This is a genomic window from Croceivirga lutea (assembly GCF_014235875.1).
In the GTDB taxonomy this organism is placed as follows: Bacteria; Bacteroidota; Bacteroidia; order Flavobacteriales; family Flavobacteriaceae; genus Croceivirga; species Croceivirga lutea.
The window spans coordinates 716,295-736,594 of the sequence record NZ_JACJUK010000001.1; the positions used below are offsets into that span (position 1 = coordinate 716,295).

General features: G+C 33.4%; 17 protein-coding genes. 6 read left to right on the forward strand and 11 right to left on the reverse strand.

The features are described 5' to 3' along the window. Positions 1-26 precede the first annotated feature (26 nt). From H5V42_RS03380 to H5V42_RS03390, 3 genes are read left to right on the forward strand one after another with little or no spacing between them, the layout of a single operon-like run. Positions 27-509 (forward strand): hypothetical protein, encoded by a 483-nt coding sequence (locus tag H5V42_RS03380; protein ID WP_185781707.1) that lies wholly within the window; start codon positions 27-29, stop codon positions 507-509. A gap of 33 nt (positions 510-542) precedes the next feature. After that, complete coding sequence (locus H5V42_RS03385; protein ID WP_241731818.1) at positions 543-1,205, forward strand: hypothetical protein; 663 nt, start codon at positions 543-545, stop codon at positions 1,203-1,205. Continuing rightward, complete coding sequence (locus H5V42_RS03390; protein WP_185781708.1) at positions 1,186-2,193, forward strand: 2-hydroxyacid dehydrogenase; 1,008 nt, start codon at positions 1,186-1,188, stop codon at positions 2,191-2,193. Before H5V42_RS03385 ends, H5V42_RS03390 begins: the two co-directional genes overlap by 20 nt. Here H5V42_RS03390 and cls read toward each other — a convergent pair. The 11 genes from cls to H5V42_RS03445 form a co-directional block, all read right to left on the reverse strand. Then, entirely contained in the window at positions 2,188-3,594 is a 1,407-nt protein-coding gene (gene cls / locus H5V42_RS03395; protein ID WP_185781709.1) for a cardiolipin synthase, read from the reverse strand. The two genes, H5V42_RS03390 and cls, sit on opposite strands and share 6 nt — an antisense overlap. Positions 3,595-3,778: 184 nt before the next feature. Further along, complete coding sequence (gene acs / locus H5V42_RS03400) at positions 3,779-5,689, reverse strand: acetate--CoA ligase (protein WP_185781710.1); 1,911 nt, start codon at positions 5,687-5,689, stop codon at positions 3,779-3,781. Continuing rightward, positions 5,686-7,593, reverse strand: a complete 1,908-nt coding sequence (locus tag H5V42_RS03405) for an acetate--CoA ligase (RefSeq protein ID WP_185781711.1) — start codon at positions 7,591-7,593, stop codon at positions 5,686-5,688. The genes acs and H5V42_RS03405 overlap by 4 nt, the downstream gene beginning before the upstream one ends. 9 nt (positions 7,594-7,602) lie before the next feature. Beyond that, positions 7,603-7,968 carry a response regulator transcription factor gene (locus tag H5V42_RS03410; protein WP_185781712.1) on the reverse strand — a complete coding sequence of 122 codons (366 nt, stop codon included), beginning with the start codon at positions 7,966-7,968 and terminating at the stop codon, positions 7,603-7,605. Further along, positions 7,965-10,619 carry an ATP-binding protein gene (locus H5V42_RS03415; protein WP_185781713.1) on the reverse strand — a complete coding sequence of 885 codons (2,655 nt, stop codon included), beginning with the start codon at positions 10,617-10,619 and terminating at the stop codon, positions 7,965-7,967. Before H5V42_RS03415 ends, H5V42_RS03410 begins: the two co-directional genes overlap by 4 nt. A 262-nt stretch (positions 10,620-10,881) precedes the next feature. Continuing rightward, a complete protein-coding gene (locus tag H5V42_RS03420; RefSeq protein ID WP_185781714.1) occupies positions 10,882-12,576 on the reverse strand; it encodes a sodium:solute symporter family protein in 1,695 nt (564 codons plus the stop codon). Between the two features lie 26 nt (positions 12,577-12,602). Continuing rightward, positions 12,603-12,866, reverse strand: a complete 264-nt coding sequence (locus tag H5V42_RS03425; protein ID WP_185781715.1) for a DUF4212 domain-containing protein — start codon at positions 12,864-12,866, stop codon at positions 12,603-12,605. Between the two features lie 11 nt (positions 12,867-12,877). Then, a complete protein-coding gene (locus tag H5V42_RS03430) occupies positions 12,878-14,089 on the reverse strand; it encodes a hypothetical protein (protein WP_185781716.1) in 1,212 nt (403 codons plus the stop codon). 95 nt (positions 14,090-14,184) lie between these two features. Beyond that, positions 14,185-14,598, reverse strand: coding sequence for an IS1/IS1595 family N-terminal zinc-binding domain-containing protein (locus tag H5V42_RS03435; protein WP_185781717.1), 414 nt, complete (start codon positions 14,596-14,598; stop codon positions 14,185-14,187). Positions 14,599-14,742: 144 nt separating this feature from the next. Beyond that, a complete protein-coding gene (locus H5V42_RS03440) occupies positions 14,743-15,702 on the reverse strand; it encodes a phosphoribosylaminoimidazolesuccinocarboxamide synthase (RefSeq protein WP_185781718.1) in 960 nt (319 codons plus the stop codon). Further along, complete coding sequence (locus H5V42_RS03445) at positions 15,703-16,662, reverse strand: PhoH family protein (RefSeq protein WP_185781719.1); 960 nt, start codon at positions 16,660-16,662, stop codon at positions 15,703-15,705. A gap of 120 nt (positions 16,663-16,782) precedes the next feature. Between H5V42_RS03445 and H5V42_RS03450 the strand changes: the two genes are divergently transcribed. Genes H5V42_RS03450 through gldG form a run of 3 tightly spaced genes read left to right on the forward strand, consistent with a single transcriptional unit; the run spans position 16,783 to position 20,294 of the window. Next, a complete protein-coding gene (locus H5V42_RS03450; RefSeq protein ID WP_185781720.1) occupies positions 16,783-17,613 on the forward strand; it encodes an SAM hydrolase/SAM-dependent halogenase family protein in 831 nt (276 codons plus the stop codon). Next, positions 17,613-17,909 (forward strand): putative quinol monooxygenase, encoded by a 297-nt coding sequence (locus H5V42_RS03455; protein WP_185781721.1) that lies wholly within the window; start codon positions 17,613-17,615, stop codon positions 17,907-17,909. The genes H5V42_RS03450 and H5V42_RS03455 overlap by 1 nt, the downstream gene beginning before the upstream one ends. Before the next feature lie 3 nt (positions 17,910-17,912). Further along, positions 17,913-20,294 (forward strand): gliding motility-associated ABC transporter substrate-binding protein GldG, encoded by a 2,382-nt coding sequence (gene gldG / locus H5V42_RS03460; protein ID WP_185781722.1) that lies wholly within the window; start codon positions 17,913-17,915, stop codon positions 20,292-20,294. Positions 20,295-20,300 lie beyond the last annotated feature (6 nt).

A 20,300-nucleotide genomic window follows, 5' to 3' on the forward strand; every position in this document is an offset into this window, starting at 1 on the left:
TATAGCTTAAAGAATATTTAAAAATTATGAATACCAAGGTTCCAAAATACACATACACAGAATGGTTTACAAAAGAGGAAATGCACGAAAACTTAAAAACGTGGTTTTCTCAACTTTCATTTGTAAAAGATGAGCATCGGTTTTTGAACAATCTCATACAATCTTTTGCAATTAAAACGCTTAGGAAACAAGAATTTGAAAAAATAAAAGAATTTAAAAAAGCACTAGTTGAAACCCAGAAAATGTTAAACCCTATTATTAAGCAAGTGCAAAAACAAATGAACCAACTTGAAATTATGATAGATAAGGTTGATGAATTGGAAAAGGAAAAGACCTATACAAAGCTTCACAAAAAACTACTTAGCAATGTCAATAAATATCTCTTGAACTATAGCTCAGTTAAAGAAAAGGGTTTTATGAATTTATCATCAATTTTAAAGAAAGAGCAAGGAAGATTTTTTATTGGTAATCCAGAATATAAATTAAGTAAGATTCAAGAAGAAAAGTAACGCTAAAACATAACTATTTAAAATATTGATGTAATGCAAATGAGAAAACTAATTCTATTAGCTACAGTTGCCTTCATGGGATGCTCATCGGCCAGTTTGGTTGAAAATTGGAAAAACCCTGAGATTGTACAGTTTCATGCCAATAAAGTATTGATTGTGGGTATGACACAAAATGAAAAGGCACGGAAAAGTTTTGAGACCAATCTAAAAAAAGAATTTACCAAAAGAAATGTCGAAGCAATGCGTAGCCTCGATATTTTTGATGTAGAATTTACAGATACTAAAAGAACCGAAGAAGAACTAAACGAGGTTGAACAGAGCCTTTTAGACAAAGATTTTGACGCTATTTTGTTTACCAAAGTAATAGGTTCAGAAGACCGTCAGAGTTTTATAAAAAACCTTTCTCAATGGGATAATTACAAAGGTAGGTTCAATGAAGACTACTATGAAAGTCAAGACATTTATTACGATGAGAGTTATTATGAGACCTTTAAGGTATATCATGCCCAAACAACCCTCTATTGTATTTGTGAAGGTAAAGAACGGGCCATGATTTGGAGGGGTAGTTTAGATGTTACCGATCCCAGTAATATAGAAAAATCTGTAAACGACTACATTAAGCTTGTCGTATTAGCATTAGAAGAGCAAGACTTAATATTTTACAAAGATTCTGAAGATGAAATTACTGGTTTATAGTGCAAAAGATTTTGAGATACCCTATCTTAAAAAAGCAAACGAGAAAGGTCATAGAATAGCCTTTTGTAACGAAGCTCTTGATAGTGAAACCGCAATTAATGCAGTAGGCCATAAGGCAATTTCTATTTTTTCTGGTGATGATGCTTCGGTTACTGTACTAGAAATCTTATGGAATTTAGGAGTTCGTTACATTACGTTACGCTCTTCGGGTTATAACAACATCAATCTTAAAAGGGCAAAAAGTCTTGGTTTTAAAGTTGCCAATACCCCAAATTATTCCCCACATGCCATAGCAGAACACGCTGTTGCTCTGCTGCTTACATTTAATCGTAAGCTAATAACGGCCAATACTCAAACACACCAATACAATTTTGAACAGAATAATTTAATTGGTTTTAACCTGCATGGCAAAACTGTGGGTATTATTGGTACAGGCAGAATTGGTAGTATTATGGCAAAAATTATGCATGGTTTTGGTTGCAACATACTAGGCAATGATCTTGAACCAGATGATGACCTTGTAGAGAACTGCGGTGTAACATATACTTCTCTAGATGACATTTGCAGAAAAGCAGATATAATAAGCTTACACATACCTCTAAATAGCAGAAATTACCAGCTTATTAATAAAAGTAAGTTTATAATGATGAAGCAAAACGTTATTTTAATTAATACTGCACGTGGAGCAATCGTAGAAACCAATGCGCTACTAAAAGCGTTAGAAACCAAAAATATAGCAGGATATTGCACAGATGTTTATGAAAAGGAAAAAGGCATATTCTTTAAAGACCACTCAACTGAAGGAATTACAGATGAAAAACTCATAAGACTACTTTCTTTACCAAATGTGCTTCTTACACCCCATACTGGTTTTGCTACAGAAGAAGCTTTAGAAAATATTGCTCAAATCACCTTTGAAAACATAGATGATTGGGAAGAAGTAGGTATTTGCCAAAATGAACTAGGTCTCGAGCTTATAGAATCATAATATTGGACTTAATACTCTACCTATACCCTCCTTTAGTTTTTCTTTTGATGACCTAGATTTATGTTCAGTTAAAGAAAGCTGTTTACTAAGAGATACATCCTTCAAAAAGTCCTTTCTTAATGCTTTAGCAAATTCTTCATCATAAACCAAAGCATTTACTTCATAGTTATGTTCAAGGCTTCGGTCATCTAAATTAGCAGAGCCTATGGTCGAGATTGCATCATCACTCACTATCATCTTGCTATGTAAAAAGCCATCAGGGTATATGTATATTTTAATACCCGATTTAAGGAAGATTTCAAAATATGATTGTACGCTCCAGTTGACAATTTTACTTTCTGATTTCTCAGAGAGCAGCATTCGAACATCTACCCCACTTAAGGCAGCCATAAGTAATGCCTGCAACAAGGCTTGACCTGGAATTACATAAGGGTTGATAATGTACAGATACTTCTTTGCACTATAGATGATATTTAAATAGGTCTGTTCTAAAACCGGAAAATCATCATCTGGGCCTCCTGAAACAATTTGAACAAGTTTCTTTGCCTTACCGTTTAAATTAGTATCAGGAACATAGGAAAATGTGATAACCTTTTGACTTACAAGATACCAATCCATTGCAAAAACATAGTTAAGCTGTGCAGCAGCACTACCTTCTATTCTTAAGTGCATATCATGCCAATTACCAAGTTTGGGGTCGCCCTTTAGGTATTTATCAGAAATATTAATACCTCCTGTAAATGCAATTTTGTTATCTACAACTATTATTTTCCTGTGATTTCTATAGTTTAACGAGGCAAGAAATCTTCCAAACTTAAAAGGAAGAAAAGGATAGACCTCTACACCAATATCGTTGAGCTTTTTTAAATATTTTTTGCTTAATGAAAAGCTACCAATACCGTCATAAATCAACCGTATAGCTACACCTTGGTCAATTTTTTGTTTAAATAAAGAAAGTAGTTTGTTCGCAAGTTCACCATCTTCAAAAATGTAATATTGCAGGTGAATAAATTTTTGGGCTCCATTTAAGGCTTTGAAAATAGATTCGAATGTGGATTTGCCATCATTTAAAACCTCTAAAGTATTATTATAAGTCAGAGATAAATTTGTGTTGGTTTGAACAAGGTTGATTAATTTTTGATACGTATTGTCTGTAAATTCTGAATTAAATATAGCTGGTTGGGGTAGCCTTAAAAAGTCTTTTTTAAGTCTTAATAGCTTGTTCTTCCGTCTATTTCTTCCCAAGACCAAATACAGAAGAATGCCTCCTACAGGTATAGTGAAAATGGCTAACAGCCAAGAAAGTGTTTTTGAAGGTTTAGCACCATAAATCAATAGACTAATGACAATAGCAATTGCTAGGGTGGAATAAAAAATTAGAATTATTACGAGCCATGTCACGCGCAAATCTATTTAACAAAAGAATGATGTTACAAATTACCTTATCATTTAATCTTTCAATATGATTTTAATCAGTTTTGTAAGGGAAGAAAAAATAGGACTAGTATAAAATTATAACCTTTAGGTTAGCGTTATACTATTCTTTATAAAAAGAAAAAGGCCGTCATTTTCAGACGGCCTTTTTTTATTTTATGACTTCTTTCATAATCTGTTCAACAACTTCCGGATTTAGTAGCGTTGAAGTATCACCAAGATTACCCGTATCATTAGAAGCAATTTTACGTAAAATTCTACGCATTATTTTTCCACTTCTTGTTTTTGGTAAGCCTGGAGTAAACTGAATTTTATCCAATTTAGCTATAGGTCCAATTTTATCAGAAATCTGTTGATTTATCTCTTTTCTTAAATTCTCTCTGTTTCGAACTTCACCAGTTTCTTTTAAGATTACATAACCATAAAGAGCGTTACCTTTTATATCATGAGGGAAACCAACAATTGCAGATTCTGCTACGGCTGGGTGTTCATTAACAGCATCTTCAATTGGTGCTGTACCTAAATTATGACCAGAAACTATGATTACATCATCTACTCTACCAGTTATTCTGTAATAGCCTACCTCATCTCTTAAAGCACCATCACCTGTAAAATATTTATTCTCAAATGCAGAAAAATAAGTGTCTTTGTAGCGTTGATGATTACCCCAAATTGTTCTAGCTATAGATGGCCATGGAAATTTTATACAAAGTCTACCATCAGCAGGGTTTCCTTTTATTTCATTTCCATTTTCATCCATTAATACCGGCTGAATTCCTGGTAAAGGTAAGGTTGCATAGGTTGGTTTTGTAGGCGTCGAAAACGGAATTGGAGAAATTAGTATGCCTCCTGTTTCTGTTTGCCACCAAGTATCAACAATAGGGCTTTGTTTCATTCCAATATGGTCGTTGTACCAATGCCATGCTTCTTCATTTATGGGTTCCCCTACTGTACCTAGAACTTTTAAACTATCTAAATTATACTTGGTTACAAAATCAATATTCTCTTTAGCTAAAGCTCTAATTGCTGTTGGTGCGGTATAGAACTGATTTACTTTATGTTTCTCTACAATTTCCCAAAAACGACCATAATCTGGATAAGAAGGCACACCTTCAAACATAACTGTGGTGGCACCGTTTGCCAATGGACCATACACTATATAAGAGTGACCAGTAATCCAACCAATGTCTGCAGTACACCAATACACATCTTCTTCTTTATATTGAAATACGTTTTTAAAGGTGTATGCTGTATAAACCATGTACCCACCTGTAGTATGTAACATGCCTTTGGGTCTACCTGTAGATCCAGAGGTATACAATATAAACAAGGGGTCTTCTGCATCCATAACCTCAGGCACACAATCGCCATAAGCAGCATCAAGTAAAGGTTGTAACCATTCATCTCTGCCTTCTTTCATAGAAATATCAGAGTTGATACGCTTTGCCACTAATACTTTATCTACCGTTTTACATTGTTCTAAAGCATCATCAACAATACCTTTTAAATCAATTGATTTACTGCCTCTATAAGACCCATCTGATGTAATTACCATTTTTGCCTCACAGTCATTTACTCTTGTTGCCAATGCGGTTGAAGAAAACCCTGCAAAAACAACAGAGTGGATAGCTCCAATACGTGCACAAGCCAAAACTGAAATTGCTAATTCTGGAATCATTGGAAGATATATAATTACCCTGTCTCCCTTTTTAATACCTTTTTCTTTAAGAACATTAGCAAACTTGCTCACTCTTTCGTGTAGTTGCCTATAAGTAATGTGTTCAGCTTCTTCTTTTGGGTCATTAGGCTCAAACAAAATGGCAGTTTTATCACCTCTAACGTGTAAATGTCTGTCTATACAGTTTTCAGTAATATTTAATTTAGCCCCTTGGAACCATTTAATTTCTGGTTTAGAGAAGTCCCAATCTAAAACCTTATCCCACTTTTTTCGCCATAAAAAGTGTTCTTCAGCAACTTCTTCCCAAAAACTTTCTGGATTACGAACTGATTTACGATAAACCTGAAAGTATTCTTCTAAATGTTTAATATGGTAATTACTCATGTTAATTGGTTTTTATGTATTCCTATATTATTTGATATGTAAATTGATTTAATCTCTTCTATAATTGCTACATCGTCAATTGTCGATGGAATTGCATATTCTGTTTTGTCAGCGATATTTCTCAATAATTTTCGTAAAATTTTACCTGAACGTGTTTTTGGTAATCTATTTACTACCAATACATCTTTGAATGAGGCAACCGCACCTATTTCATTACGAACCATTTGAACAACCTCTTCTGATAATTTTTGAACATCATTAGAAATACCTGACTTTAGTACCGCAAGCCCCATAGGCTTTTGTCCTTTAATATCACAGTGAACACCAAAGACAGCACATTCAGCAATATGAGGATGCGAGGCTACGATTTCTTCCATTTCTGCAGTTGACAAACGGTGGCCAGCCACATTTATAACATCATCTACTCTACCGGTAATGTATAGGTATCCATCTTCATCAAAATATCCTCCATCACCTGAGAAATAGTAACCAGGAAATTTTTCTAAGTAACCCGCCTTAAAGCGTTCCGTGTTATTCCAAATATCTAATAAGCAACCAGGCGGAAGAGGTAATTTAACAAGCACATAACCTTCTTGTTTAGGCTTGCACTCTTTTCCTTGTTCATTTATAATTTTTATATCATAACCACATACTGGAAAACTAGCTGAACCGGGTTTAACTGGTAAAGGTTCTACACCCACCATATTTGCTAACATTGGCCACCCAGACTCTGTTTGCCACCAATGGTCAATTACAGGTACTTTGAGTTTTTGTTCTGTCCATCTAAGGGTAGCAACATCACAGCGTTCACCGGCTAAAAATTGATACTTAAGACTAGATAAATCATACTTTTTAATTAGTTCTCCTTCTGAGTCTTCTTTTTTTATTGCTCTTATAGCAGTAGGTGCCGTGAACATTACATTAACAGCATAGTCTTGTATAACTCTCCAAAAAGTTCCAGCATCTGGTGTTTTAATAGGTTTGCCTTCAAAGAGAACAGTAGAATTTCTGTTCAAAAGTGGACCGTAAACAATGTAACTGTGCCCAACAACCCAACCTACATCACTGGCAGCCCAATACACATCACCTTCATTAACAGCATAAACATTTTTCATAGAAAATTTTAATGCAGTTGCATATCCACCGGTATCTCTTACAATACCTTTAGGAGTACCTGTTGTACCAGAAGTATATAGAATATATAAAGGATGATTAGCGTTTAATTTTACTGGTGGCGTAGCTTGGGCATTTTTAACCAAATTTTCATAATCAAAATCACGTTTATTTGTAGTGTAAGTTACTCCAAGCTTTCTATCATAAACCACAACTTTTTCTGGTTTATATTTTGCGAGTTCTATAGCTTGATCTACAAAAGGCTTGTAAGGAATTATTCTTTCAATTTCGATACCGTTACTAGCAGTAATTATCAATTTTGGTTCACAATCATCTATTCTAATAGCCAATTCATGAGGGGCAAAACCACCAAATACTACAGAATGGGTTACACCTATTCTTGCACAAGCAAGCATAGCATATATTGCTTGTGGTATCATTGGCATGTAGATGATTGCCGTATCTCCCTTTTTTAAGCCAAGACTAATTAAACCTCCAGCTAATTTAGATACTTCTTCCAACAGTTTTTGGTAGGTAATTTGCTCCTTACGTCCACTTACTGGAGAATCATAATAAATAGCAACTTGATTACCATATCCTTCATTAACATGTTTATCTATACACAAGTAGCTCATGTTAAGTTCACCATCTAAAAACCAATCAAAACTGCCTTTATCATTAGCCTTCAATATTTTTTTTGGAAATGTATACCAGTTCAACTGCTGCGCTTGTTTTTTCCAAAAATTTTGAGGATTGTCGATACTTTCTTTGTATAAATCTTGGTAACTCATGACAGGGTTTTACGCTATTTGTTCTTCTATATTTTGTATAATCTTTTTAACTGAAAAAGGTTTAGTAAAATATCCGTCGGCACCTAAAAGCAGACCCTTTTCTATATCTGATTCTTTAGATTTAGCCGAAAGAAAAAAGATTTTAGTTTTATTAAAATCATTATTAGATTTTAAAATTTTCAAAGTTTCATACCCGTCTACTTGTGGCATCATAACATCTAATAATATTACATCCGGAATGTGCTTTTTTGTTATTTCTAATGCTTCAAATCCGTCTCTAGCTATATAAACCAAAAAGTCTTTCTTTTTAAATGCATATTCTAAAGACATTACTATGTTTGGCTCATCATCTACTATTAAAATTTTCTTTTTCATTTCACCTTTTTTGGAATTGTAAACGCTATACGAGCTCCTTTTTTATATTTCTTATCTATCCAAATATCACCTTTGTGACTTTCAATAATTTTTTTGCAAATGGCTAATCCAAAACCGCTGCCTTGTGGTTTTTTGGTATTTTGACCTTTTGATTGATAAAATTTTTCAAACACATAATTTTGGTCTTCTTTTGGTATTCCTTTCCCATTATCTGCCACAGAAACTTCTATAAAATCCTTAAAAATTATTGTGCTTATTTTTATAATTCCCTTTTTTGGTTTGGTGAATTTTAATGCATTTGATAATAGGTTTATTAGTACTTGTATTATGCGGTCTTCATCATATTCAGCAATTATATCCTCATTTTTATCATAAATAACTTTTATGGTGTTTTTGTTGGCTAAATGAGAAATTGCACTAATAGATTTCTTTATTGTACTATCGATGTAATAACTTTTTATTTCTAATTCTGTTCGGTCATTTGATAGCTTTTCTAAATCAAGAATATTGTTAATTAAGGTACTTAGTCTTTCTGTATCTTGTTCAATATTTTTTAAAAACTGCTGTCTTAAAACATCTGGCATATCTGTATCTTCTAAAACTTCAGAAGCAGCTTTTATGGCAGTAATGGGCGTTTTTAATTCGTGTGCAACGGTGTCTAAAAACTCATCTTTAAGTTTATCTTGTTTACGTAACTCTTCATTAGCCTCTCTCAACTTACTAGTTAAGTTAGCCAATTCTTCAGATTTTTCAACCAAAAGTTTATTCGAAGCTTTGGTTTCTTTACTCTCTTCTAAAATATTAAGAACCTCAATTAAACCAATGGGCTTTTCTTTCGAAACTGAGGAGAGCAATATTTTTGCTGACGTACTTCCAATGCTTCCGGTAAGTAATTTTTCAGAAAAATTTATTAAACGGGAATCTGCTTTTTCTTCAGTTTCTGAAATATTATATTTTTTATTAAAAATATTGAGCGCTCTATTGGTTCTTGTCTCCCCTAAAAAACGATTTAATAATCGTTTAATATCGTCTACATAGGCCTCTCCTTTCCAAACAAATGCTCCCTCTTGAAGATTAGCATAGTTCTGGTCATTTACATAAAGTTCTGCATAATTTCTTTCTCTATAATTTCCTTTAGCTGACAAACTAAATGTGACAAAAGCAAATCCATTAAAAAGAATACTCCACATAAAAGCATTACTTTCTGGAGAGAGAAATTGTATTGAAAAAATGGAGTCTGAAGTTATATTAGCAATACCTATTACTTGACTCATAATGGGCAACAATAGTTTATAAAAAACAATTAAAAGCCCTATAAGTATTCCTAAAATAGCTGCTTTAGCTGTACCTCTTCTCCAAAACAAACCGAGAAAAAACGAAGGAGCCAATTGCGCAATTATAACAAAAGAAATAAGTCCAATAGAATACAGTGAAAGTTCTTTAGAGAACGTATCATAGAAAAAATAAGATACTATTATTAAAATAAATATAGATAGACGTCTAATTGCTTTGATTCTTTTCTCATTTTCAAGAGGGTTTCCTTCAACTAACTTTTTTATAAACCCGTAAGGAATAATAATGTTATTACTAACCATAGTTGACAAGGCTAAAGTAGAAACCACAATCATTGAAATAACGGCAGAAAAACCACCTATGAATACTAAAGCACTCAAAATTAAATGCTGGTTACTTAGCGGTAATAACAACGTATAGTAATCGTGATTTAAAGAACTAGGTAAGCGAATGTTACCAGCCCAAGCAATAAAAATCACAAAAACATTAAATAACAAAAGATAAAGTGGAAATAACCAAATTGCGGTTTTTAGGTGTTTTTGATTATCATTTTCCACCACAGCCACATGGAACTGTCTTGGTAATAAAAATAGGACGAAGAATGACAAACAAATGGTGAATAACCAATTAAAACCATCTTCTAATTTTCCAAAAGTTGCTAATTGTTTAAAATTTACTGATGCAGAGGCTTGTTGGTAAATGTCCTCTGTACCATCAAATAGATAAAAGGTTATATAAATACCCACTATTAAAAAGAAGGTTAACTTAATAATAGACTCAATAGCAACTGTTGCAATAATGCCTTTTCTACGTTGTGAAGTATCTGTAGATAAGGTTCCAAAAAAAGCTACAAAAATGGCAATAACTAAAGCTATATAGAATGTAGAATCATCTAAAAAACCAGTTGACACATAGCTTTCCTCACTTGACATTATAGAAAAAGTTTCTGAAACGGCTTTTAGTTGTAAAGCTATATAAGGAATAACTGCAATCAAACATGTTATTGTAACAAGAGCCCCAATGGCCCTATTATTGCCATAACGCATTGAAATAAAATCAGCTATGCTTGAAATTTTATGTTGTTTTGAAATTCTGATAATCTTTCGCATTAGCACAATCCAAAGTGGCAATGCTATTACTGGCCCAAGATAAATAGGAAGAAAATCTATACCTGATTTTGAAGCAATACCCACGCTACCGTAGTAGGTCCATGCGGTACAATAAACCGCTAAAGAAAGAGTGTATACGTAGGGGTTGTTAATCCATTTACTATGTCTTTTTAACTCTGCTCTATAAGCTAAAATAAAGAGCATTATTAAATAGCAAATAATAATGGTAAAAAGCAGATAGTTACTCATAAAATCTTTTTAATACGATATATGAGATAATTACCGCCACTAACCAGCTACAAAAAATAACCAAGTAGAATATGGGAATTCCTAGAATAGAATCCGGATAATTATAAATAGTAACCAAAGGCACATTCCATAAAACAAAAAGAAATATGGAAATTAAAAATAGCTTTTGTTGATGCCTTTTTTTCATATTCATAATTACATGCTCTTAAAAATACAAAGCAGTGCGTTTAAAAACGCACCACTTTGCGTAACCAACTAATATTTAATGTGAAACAGCATCACCAGCACCACTCGGAATTCTAATATCTTCTACGATATCTTGAACTTCTTGTGGAGGTTCTTCAGTAAAAGCATTTACTACTAACGAAACCACAAAGTTTACAATCATGGCTATTGTACCAAATCCTTCTGGTGAAATACCAAACCACCAATCTTCTTGTGTGCCTCCACCAAATAATTGTAGTTTATACTTTAACATATAGAAAAGCATTAAGGTAATACCTACTATCATTCCAGCGATTGCACCTTTACTATTCATTTTCTTATAGAATATGCCAAGAATAATAGCTGGGAAAAATGATGCCGCAGCCAAACCAAACGCTAGTGCAACTACCGCAGCCACAAAACCTGGCGGGTTAATTCCAAAATAACCTGCAATTACTACAGCTCCAACTGCTGAAATTCTTGCCGCTACTAATTCACCTTTTTCAGATAGTTCTGGATTTATAACTTTCTTGATTAAATCATGAGAAACAGCTGAAGAAATTACTAATAATAAACCAGCTGCAGTTGAAAGTGCAGCAGCTAAACCACCAGCTGCAACTAATGCAATAACCCAAGCTGGTAGATTTGCAATTTCAGGATTAGCCAAAACCATAATATCTCTATTGACAGTAAGTTCATTTTTTTCGGCATCACCAACATATTGTATGGTACCATTTTCATTTTTATCGTCAAAAGCTATTAGACCTGTAGTTTCCCATTTTTTAAACCACTCTGGCATATTTGCATATTCTTTATTGCTAACAGTTTCAATTAAATTTGTTCTAGCAAAAACTGCTACTGCTGGTGCAGTGGTATAAAGAATAGCGATAAATAATAAAGCTAAGCCGGCTGATTTTCTAGCATCTTTTACACGTTTAACTGTAAAGAATCTTACAATAACATGGGGTAGACCTGCTGTACCAACCATTAAAGCAAAGGTTATAGCAAAAACATCAATCAAGCTCTTAGAACCATTAGTATACTCTGTAAAGCCTAATTCTGTTGATAAACCATCTAATTTATCTAGTAAATACATACCTGAACCATCAGTCAATGAACTTCCAAAACCTAATTGAGGTACCGGGTTACCAGTCATTTGTATAGAAATAAATATGGCTGGAACCATAAAAGCGAATATCAATACGCAATACTGTGCAACCTGAGTGTATGTAATTCCTTTCATTCCACCTAGCACGGCATAGAAAAGAACGATTATCATACCAATAATTACCCCAGTATTGATTTCAACTTCTAAAAATCTAGAAAAAACAATTCCAACTCCTCTCATTTGACCCGCCACATAGGTAAATGAAACGATTATAGCACAAACCACGGCTACCACACGTGCAGTTTTACTATAATATCTTTCACCAATAAAATCTGGAACGGTAAACTTTCCAAACTTTCTTAGATAAGGAGCTAAAAGCAAGGCCAATAGAACGTAACCTCCTGTCCATCCCATTAGATAAACAGAGCCGTCATAACCTGCAAAAGCAATAATACCTGCCATACCCATAAATGAAGCTGCCGACATCCAATCAGCCGCGGTAGCAAGACCGTTAGCCAATGGCGAAACTCCGCCACCTGCAACGTAAAATTCTTTAGTTGAACCAGCTCTAGACCATATAGCAATACCTATATATAGGCTAAAAGTTAAGGCCACTATTATCCATGTCCATAATTGTACACTCATAATTTTATTTTTTGTAGTTAGTTAGTTTAATCTTCATCATATCCATATTTCTTGTCCAGTTTGTTCATCAACCTTACGTAGACAAAAATGAGTATTACGAAAACATAAATTGATCCTTGTTGTGCAAACCAAAATCCTAGTTTAAAACCACCGACTCTTATGGAGTTAAGTGCATCTTTAAAAAGAATTCCAGCACCATAGGATACTAAAAACCAAATAGTTAATAGTATGACCAGATATCTTAAATTTTCTTTCCAATAGGCTGTTGCCTTTTTCTGTTTTTCGCTCATATTCCTGTGTTTTATAAATAAATCATTGCTTGAAGGGTTAATATACCTGTACCGTCAGCATCACCAACTTTGGTATTTGAATATTCTAGACTCAATTTAGAATGATGACCCGTCATAAATAGGTTTGCACCAAGACCAACTCTATTGGCACTATCGTCAATTGCATCTATTGACCTATTTTGATATGACAAATAAGGTTGAAAACGACATTTATCTGAAGGCCCAGGTACCAAATAACCTAAATGCCCGTAGAGCATATTACCAGTACCATAAGCACCAAGATTATAATTTTCACCATAATCATTATTTTGATACGTTGCATATGCAGTAATAGCAGACCCATCTTGTCCCAAGGGTGCATCATAAAATGCGTCAATAGCAAAAATGTTAACATTTGCTCCTTCCCCATCAGCTTCCACAACACCATTTTTATGGGTAAAAAACCCAGCACCAATGTTAAAGACTTTTTTACTACCTAAATAAGTTCCCACCTTATAGGGTAAGAAATTGGACTCTTGGTCTAAAAAATTATAATCTACATAACCTTGAAATACTTTTCCTGCATCGGCAGAGCCTAGTATTCTTCTGCCTCCGTATACGGTTACACCATCTGCAACAGGGTCTCTATTATCTAAAGTACTAGTGCCAGCCTCATTTATTGCGAATCTATATTGTAGTTTTCCAATTTTACCTTTTGCATAAATTCCTATATGTCTTGCAAATTGGTCTGACAAACCAATAGTAGCCCAAGATTGTCTGTTATTATCAAGGGTCATCATATTAAGTGTACTTTGATTGTTCAATCTAGAAATACCATTCCAATAATGTAACCCAGCACCTACATGAAAATCATCTGCAACTTTCCATTCTCCCCAAAAATCATGAAAGAATAGTTGAGAACGTTCTCCAGTACCAATTGGACTAGTATTACCACCATTTAAACTATTTAATCCAAAATGGGTGAGTATTAAAAATTTCTTATTAAGCTGTGTAAAAGTTAGAAATCTAGCTCTTCTTATACTCATATTAAGAGCACTTGCATCATCTGGCAAGTTATCATTGTATTGAGCCCAAAATTGGCCCCAAGCAATAAAACGCATGTATTTTGTACCTTCTTCATTCAGCTTTACCTTGTAACCACCCGTGTATTCAGTGTTACCTTGTGAAAAAGTGAAAAAGCAGGATAACAAACATACTGTTATACTAAAATTTAGTTTTCTCATTTTTAGAAGTTTATAGTTAGTTGCATGCACTACGAACTTCTAAAAAAAGTATTCATAACAAAAAGTTAATATACTTATTTGTTAAATTAATATACTTAATCTCTGAATCGCTCCCATTTAATAAGCATAAACTTATCACCCAATTCAGTTACCAACACTCCAGCACCGGTAATATTTTTAGTATCTAAGAAATAATTTTGCAGTTCGTTATGATTTAGAATTTTGTAAGTAGGATGGTACTTTGCGCTGTAAGGTCTTTTGATTCCGTATTTTTTAACCCAATTAGAAACAGACACGTGAGAAACCCCTAGAATTCGTTCAATTTCTCTATAGGTAAGTCCTTCTAAATACAGCTGTAATGCCTTATTCACATAATAATCATCTATTTGTTTACCAACTTTATCAACCGTAAAATAATAGTTGCATATTTTGCATTTATAACGCTGTCTGTTGCTTACAATACCAGCCTTAATATATTTTTCTGAACTACAATTAGGACACTGTTTCATTAAATATATATTTATTTAGCATAAATATATCTATTTAGCATTATTATTCAAACAATCTATCAATTATTAATTTAAAAAAAAGTGCTGTATAAATATGACAATATCATATCTACACAGCATTTTACTTTAGATTATCGATAAAATTTAGCTGTTTTTGTTTATAAATTCTGAAATGGAGTTTCCTATTCTTTCATGTATGTTAGAAACATCCGCTTTTTGAAATTTTTCTCCCGTAATATTTTCATAAAGCTCTATGTAACGTTCAGAAACAGAAGTAATATAGTCATCTGACATTTCTGGTACCGATTGACCTTCTAACCCTTGAAAACCATTAGTTATGAGCCATTGACGTACAAATTCTTTTGAAAGTTGCTTTTGAGGTTCTTTGTTTTTTTGACGCTCTTCATAACCTTCAGCATAGAAATAGCGTGAAGAATCTGGAGTATGTATTTCATCTATCAATACAATTTTACCCTCTTTTGTTTTACCAAATTCATATTTAGTATCCACAAGAATTAAATTGCGCTCGGCTGCAATTTTTGTTCCCCTTTCGAACAAAGCACGAGTATATTTTTCTAAAATTAAGTAGTCTTCTTCAGAAACAATACCTTTCTTTAGTATATCTTCTCTTGAGATATCTTCGTCATGGTCACCTTTCTCTGCTTTAGTAGCAGGTGTAATTATAGGTTCAGGAAACTTATCATTCTCAATCATACCCTCAGGCATGGGTACTCCACAAAGTAAGCGTTTACCAGCTTTATATTCTCTAGCTGCGTGCCCTGATAAATAACCTCTGATAACCATTTCTACCTTAAATGGTTCACAGGCTTTACCAACCGCAACGTTAGGGTCAGGTGTTGCTGTTAACCAATTAGGTACAATATCAGCGGTAACCTGCATCATTTTCGTGGCAATTTGATTCAAAATTTGCCCTTTGTAAGGTATACCTTTTGGCATTACTACATCAAAGGCTGAGAGCCGGTCTGTAGCCACCATCACCAAAATATCGTTCTTTAATTGGTATACTTCTCTTACTTTTCCGCGATACACTGATTTCTGACCAGGGAAATGAAAATTGGTCTCCATTAACGTATTTGTCGCCATTTAAAATTGATTTTGGTGTTCTATATTTTTATAAGCATCAATTACCTTCTTTACCAATTTATGACGAATTACGTCTTTATCATCTAAATGAATAATGCTTATGCCTTTAATATTTTTAAGTACGAGTAACGCCTCTTTTAGTCCAGAAATTACTCTCCTTGGTAAATCAATTTGACCTGGGTCACCTGTTAATAAGAACTTTGCGTTTTTACCCATACGAGTTAAAAACATCTTCATTTGGGCGTGCGTGGTATTTTGCGCTTCATCTAGAATTACAAAAGCGTTATCTAAAGTTCGCCCACGCATAAATGCCATAGGAGCTATTTGTATAGTACCATCCTCTATATATTTCTCTAGTTTTTCTGATGGTATCATATCTCTTAAAGCATCATATAATGGCTGCATATAAGGGTCCAATTTCTCTTTTAAATCGCCCGGTAAAAAACCTAAATTTTCTCCAGCCTCAACAGCTGGTCTTGTTAAAATAATTTTTCTGACTTGTTTTTCTTTTAATGCTTTTACGGCTAAAGCAACTCCCGTATACGTTTTACCAGTACCTGCTGGCCCAATAGCAAAAACCATATCATTTTTCAATACCGCATCAACTAACCTTCTTTGGTTTACAGTTTGCGCTTTTATTAAACGGCCACTTACTCCATGAACTAAGACTTCACTGCTAACAGCCGATGCCTTAACGTCTTCAGCACCATTCACTGTAAGTAAACGTTCTATGGCGTTTTCATCTAACTTGTTGTATTTGGCAAAATGCTCGGTAATCATATCAAAACGTTTGTCAAACTCTTCTAAACGTTCTTCATCGCCATAGACCTTTATTTTATTACCTCTTGCAACTATTTTAAGTTTTGGAAAATATTTTTTTATAAGCTCAATATTCTCGTTCTGAAGTCCAAAAAATTCACGTGGACTTATTTCTGTAAGTTCTATTATTAATTCGTTCAAATAAACTTGTGTTTTAGTTGTTTACATTTTGACATTTCAGTTGCTGCTTTTTAGCTACTTTTACAAACAAACTTAACCAAATTTCGGTACGAGAACTGAAAAAACTATCAACACTGTTTAATGGCAATCATTACTTTAACAACTGACTTTGGCACCAAAGACCATTCAGTAGGCGCGGTTAAAGGGCGTATTTTAAGTGAAATGCCAGCGGTTACCATTGTTGATATTTCACATAACATATCGCCCTTTAATATTTTAGAAGCGGCATATATTCTAAAAAATGCCTACCACCAGTTTCCTGCGGGAACTATACATATCATAGGAGTAGATTCAGAACCTTCTCCTGAAAATAAATCGTTAATAGTAGCCTTAAATGGGCATTATTTTATTGGTGGAGATAATGGTATTATCTCCTTAATTGCAGAGAATAATTCACCAGATAATATAGCAGAATTTAATGTTCCTAACTTAGTTCGTAATTCATTTCCAGTATTAAACAATTTTTGTGTGGTAGCGTGCCATTTGGCCAGGGGCGGAAAATTAGAAGTTGTGGGTAAACCTATAACTAAGCTTAAAGATGTTAAAGATTTTGAACCTAGAATCACCAATAATGGCAATAGTATTAGTGGAAATATTATTTATATAGATGCGTACGGTAACGTAGTTACTAACATTAGCAAAACACTATTTGAGGCCTATAGAAATGGTCGCGAATTTGAAATCATTGCTAGGCGAGAAAAATTGAAAAAGATTTATAATAGCTATAATGAATTTATAGATTTTGATTTATCAACCAACCAAAGAAAAGGGGACGGTGATTTTATTGCCCTTTTTAATACTACTGGAATGATTGAATTGGCTATTTACAAAAGTAATCTACAAGGAGCCGGTAGTGCAGCTACATTAATTGGCCTTAAATACCAAGATCTTATTACTATAAACTTTTTATAATGCTTGTTAGAATTGTAAAACTGACCTTTAAACCTGAAAATATTTCTAGCTTTGAAACCATTTTTGAAGAAAGTAAAGCGCAAATTCGAAATTTTAAAGGTTGTAATCGTTTAGAGCTTTTTCAAGACACTCATAACAATGCTATTTTTTTTACCTACAGTTATTGGGATAATGAGGAAGCACTAAATAGTTATAGAAACTCTGACTTTTTTCAAAAAACATGGGCAAAAACCAAAGCTTTGTTTGCAGATAAACCAAATGCTTGGAGTGTTCAAAAAAGATTCATTTTAGATTGATTTATGTTAGCAATTTTTAGAAAAGAAATTCAGTCTTTTTTTTCATCACCATTAGGATACGTAATAATTGGTTTATTTCTATTACTATCAAGCCTTTTTTTATGGGTATTTAAGGGGGCTTTTAATCTTTTTGATTATGGTTTTGCTGACCTAACACCATTCTTTTTATTGGCACCTTGGGTGTTTTTATTTTTAATTCCGGCATTGAGTATGAAGAGTTTTTCTGAAGAGAAAAGTCTTGGTACACTTGAGTTATTAAAAATAAAACCCATCTCCACATTACAATTGGTGATGGGCAAGTTTTGGGGAATTTTAGTTTTATGCATTTTTGCCATACTGCCAACATTAATTTATGTGGTGGCTATCTCTAATCTTGGTACTACCAAAGGAAATTTTGATTCTGGTGTTGTTCTTGGTTCTTACTTTGGATTGGTATTTTTAATGGCGTTATATACCGCTATCGGAGTCTTTTCTTCTTCCATAACAAGAAATCAAATTTTAGCTTTCCTTTTAGCTGTTTTATTAAGTTTTTGCTTTTTTTATGGATTTGATGCTGTAAGTTCTTTAGTTTCTAATGGTTCAACACAAAGGGGAATAAAAGAGTTTGGAGCACTCTACCATTTTGAAAGTATTGCAAAAGGTGTTTTTAAAATACAAGACAGTATTTATTTTGTTGGACTGACCTTAACATTTTTATTGCTTACCAAATTAGTAATAGATGGTAAACTGCATAAAAAAGCGTTTTTACCCATTTTACTAACCTTATTTTTGACTGTAACAGGCGCTAAATTTTTAGATTATCGTATTGATTTTACAGAAGATAAAAGATTCACGTTGTCAGAACAGTCTAAAAATTCAGCTAAAAATTTAGAAACTCCTGTAATTGTTGATATTTTATTAGATGGGAAACTTCCACCAGAATTTGCTCGTTTACAAGATGAAACGCTTCAGTTATTAGAACAGTTTAAGGCTGAAAATAATAAAATCTCTTTCAATCTAATAAACCCATTAGAAGGTGAAAACCAGCAACAGATAGTTACCGAATTACAAAATATTGGTTTAACACCAGCAAATATTACTACCCAAGAGAACGGTAAAGTTTCTCAAGAATTGGTATTCCCATGGGCAATGGTTAATACAGGGAGTAGAACCGTAAAAGTTCCTTTACTCAAAAATAAACTTGGTGCTACCACAGCAGATAGAGTAAATAATTCTGTACAGCAATTGGAATATGTTTTTGCAGACGCCTTCTCTAAATTAGCTATCACTACCAAAAAACAAGTTGCCGTTATAAAAGGTAATAATGAATTAGAAGATATTTATTTAGCAGACTTTCTTACGAGTATTAAAGACTACTATAATATTGGAGCTTTTACACTTGATTCAGTCGCTACAAATCCGCAACAAACCCTTGAACAATTAGGTAACTATGATTTAGCATTAATTGCTAAACCCAATAACGCATTTACAGATAAAGAAAAATATGTTTTAGACCAATTCATAATAAATGGTGGTAAATCTATTTGGTTAATAGACCAAGTTGCCATGGAGTTGGATAGTTTGTTCAACGAAACAGGTTCCAACATTGCTACGCGTATAAACTTAAATTTAAACGACTTTTTCTTTAAGTACGGTGTTCGAATTAATCCTGTTTTAGTAAATGATTTATACAATACGCCAATAGTTTTGGCATCTGGTGAGGACCAAAGCGCTACGTATAATCCGTTACCTTGGCCCTATCATCCTATGGTGTTTTCAAAAAACAATCATCCCATAAATACAAATATTGAAGCTGTCCAATTTCAATTTGCCAATATTATAGACACGCTAAGTAACACCAATAAAAAAACTGTGCTTTTAGAATCTTCACCGCTTTCGATGGCAGAAGGTATACCTACTGAGATTTCATTAGAAACCATTTCTAATCCCAACCCTAAAGAAACCTATGTAGGAAAAGGAAATTTACCTTTAGCTGTTCTAATTGAAGGTGCCTTTTCTTCAGCCTTTAAGAATCGAATTAAACCTTTTCAATACAGTGAAGCAAAAGAAGAAGGCGGGCTAAATAAAATGATTCTGATTGCTGATGGTGATGTTATAAAAAATCAAATTAGAAATGGTCAACCCCTTGAACTTGGCTACGATAAATGGACCAATAGCTTTTATGGTAACAAAGAATTTTTGATGAACAGCCTAAACTATCTGCTAGATGATGATCAACTTATAAACATTAGGTCGAAGAATGTTGAAATACCAATGCTAGACCCTCAAAAAATAAGTGAACAAAAAACCAAATGGCAGCTAATAACCGTCTTATTACCAATAGTTTTAAGTTTAGTTTTAGGCCTAACTTTTAATACCATTCGTAAACGCAAATATGCAAAGTAGTGTTAA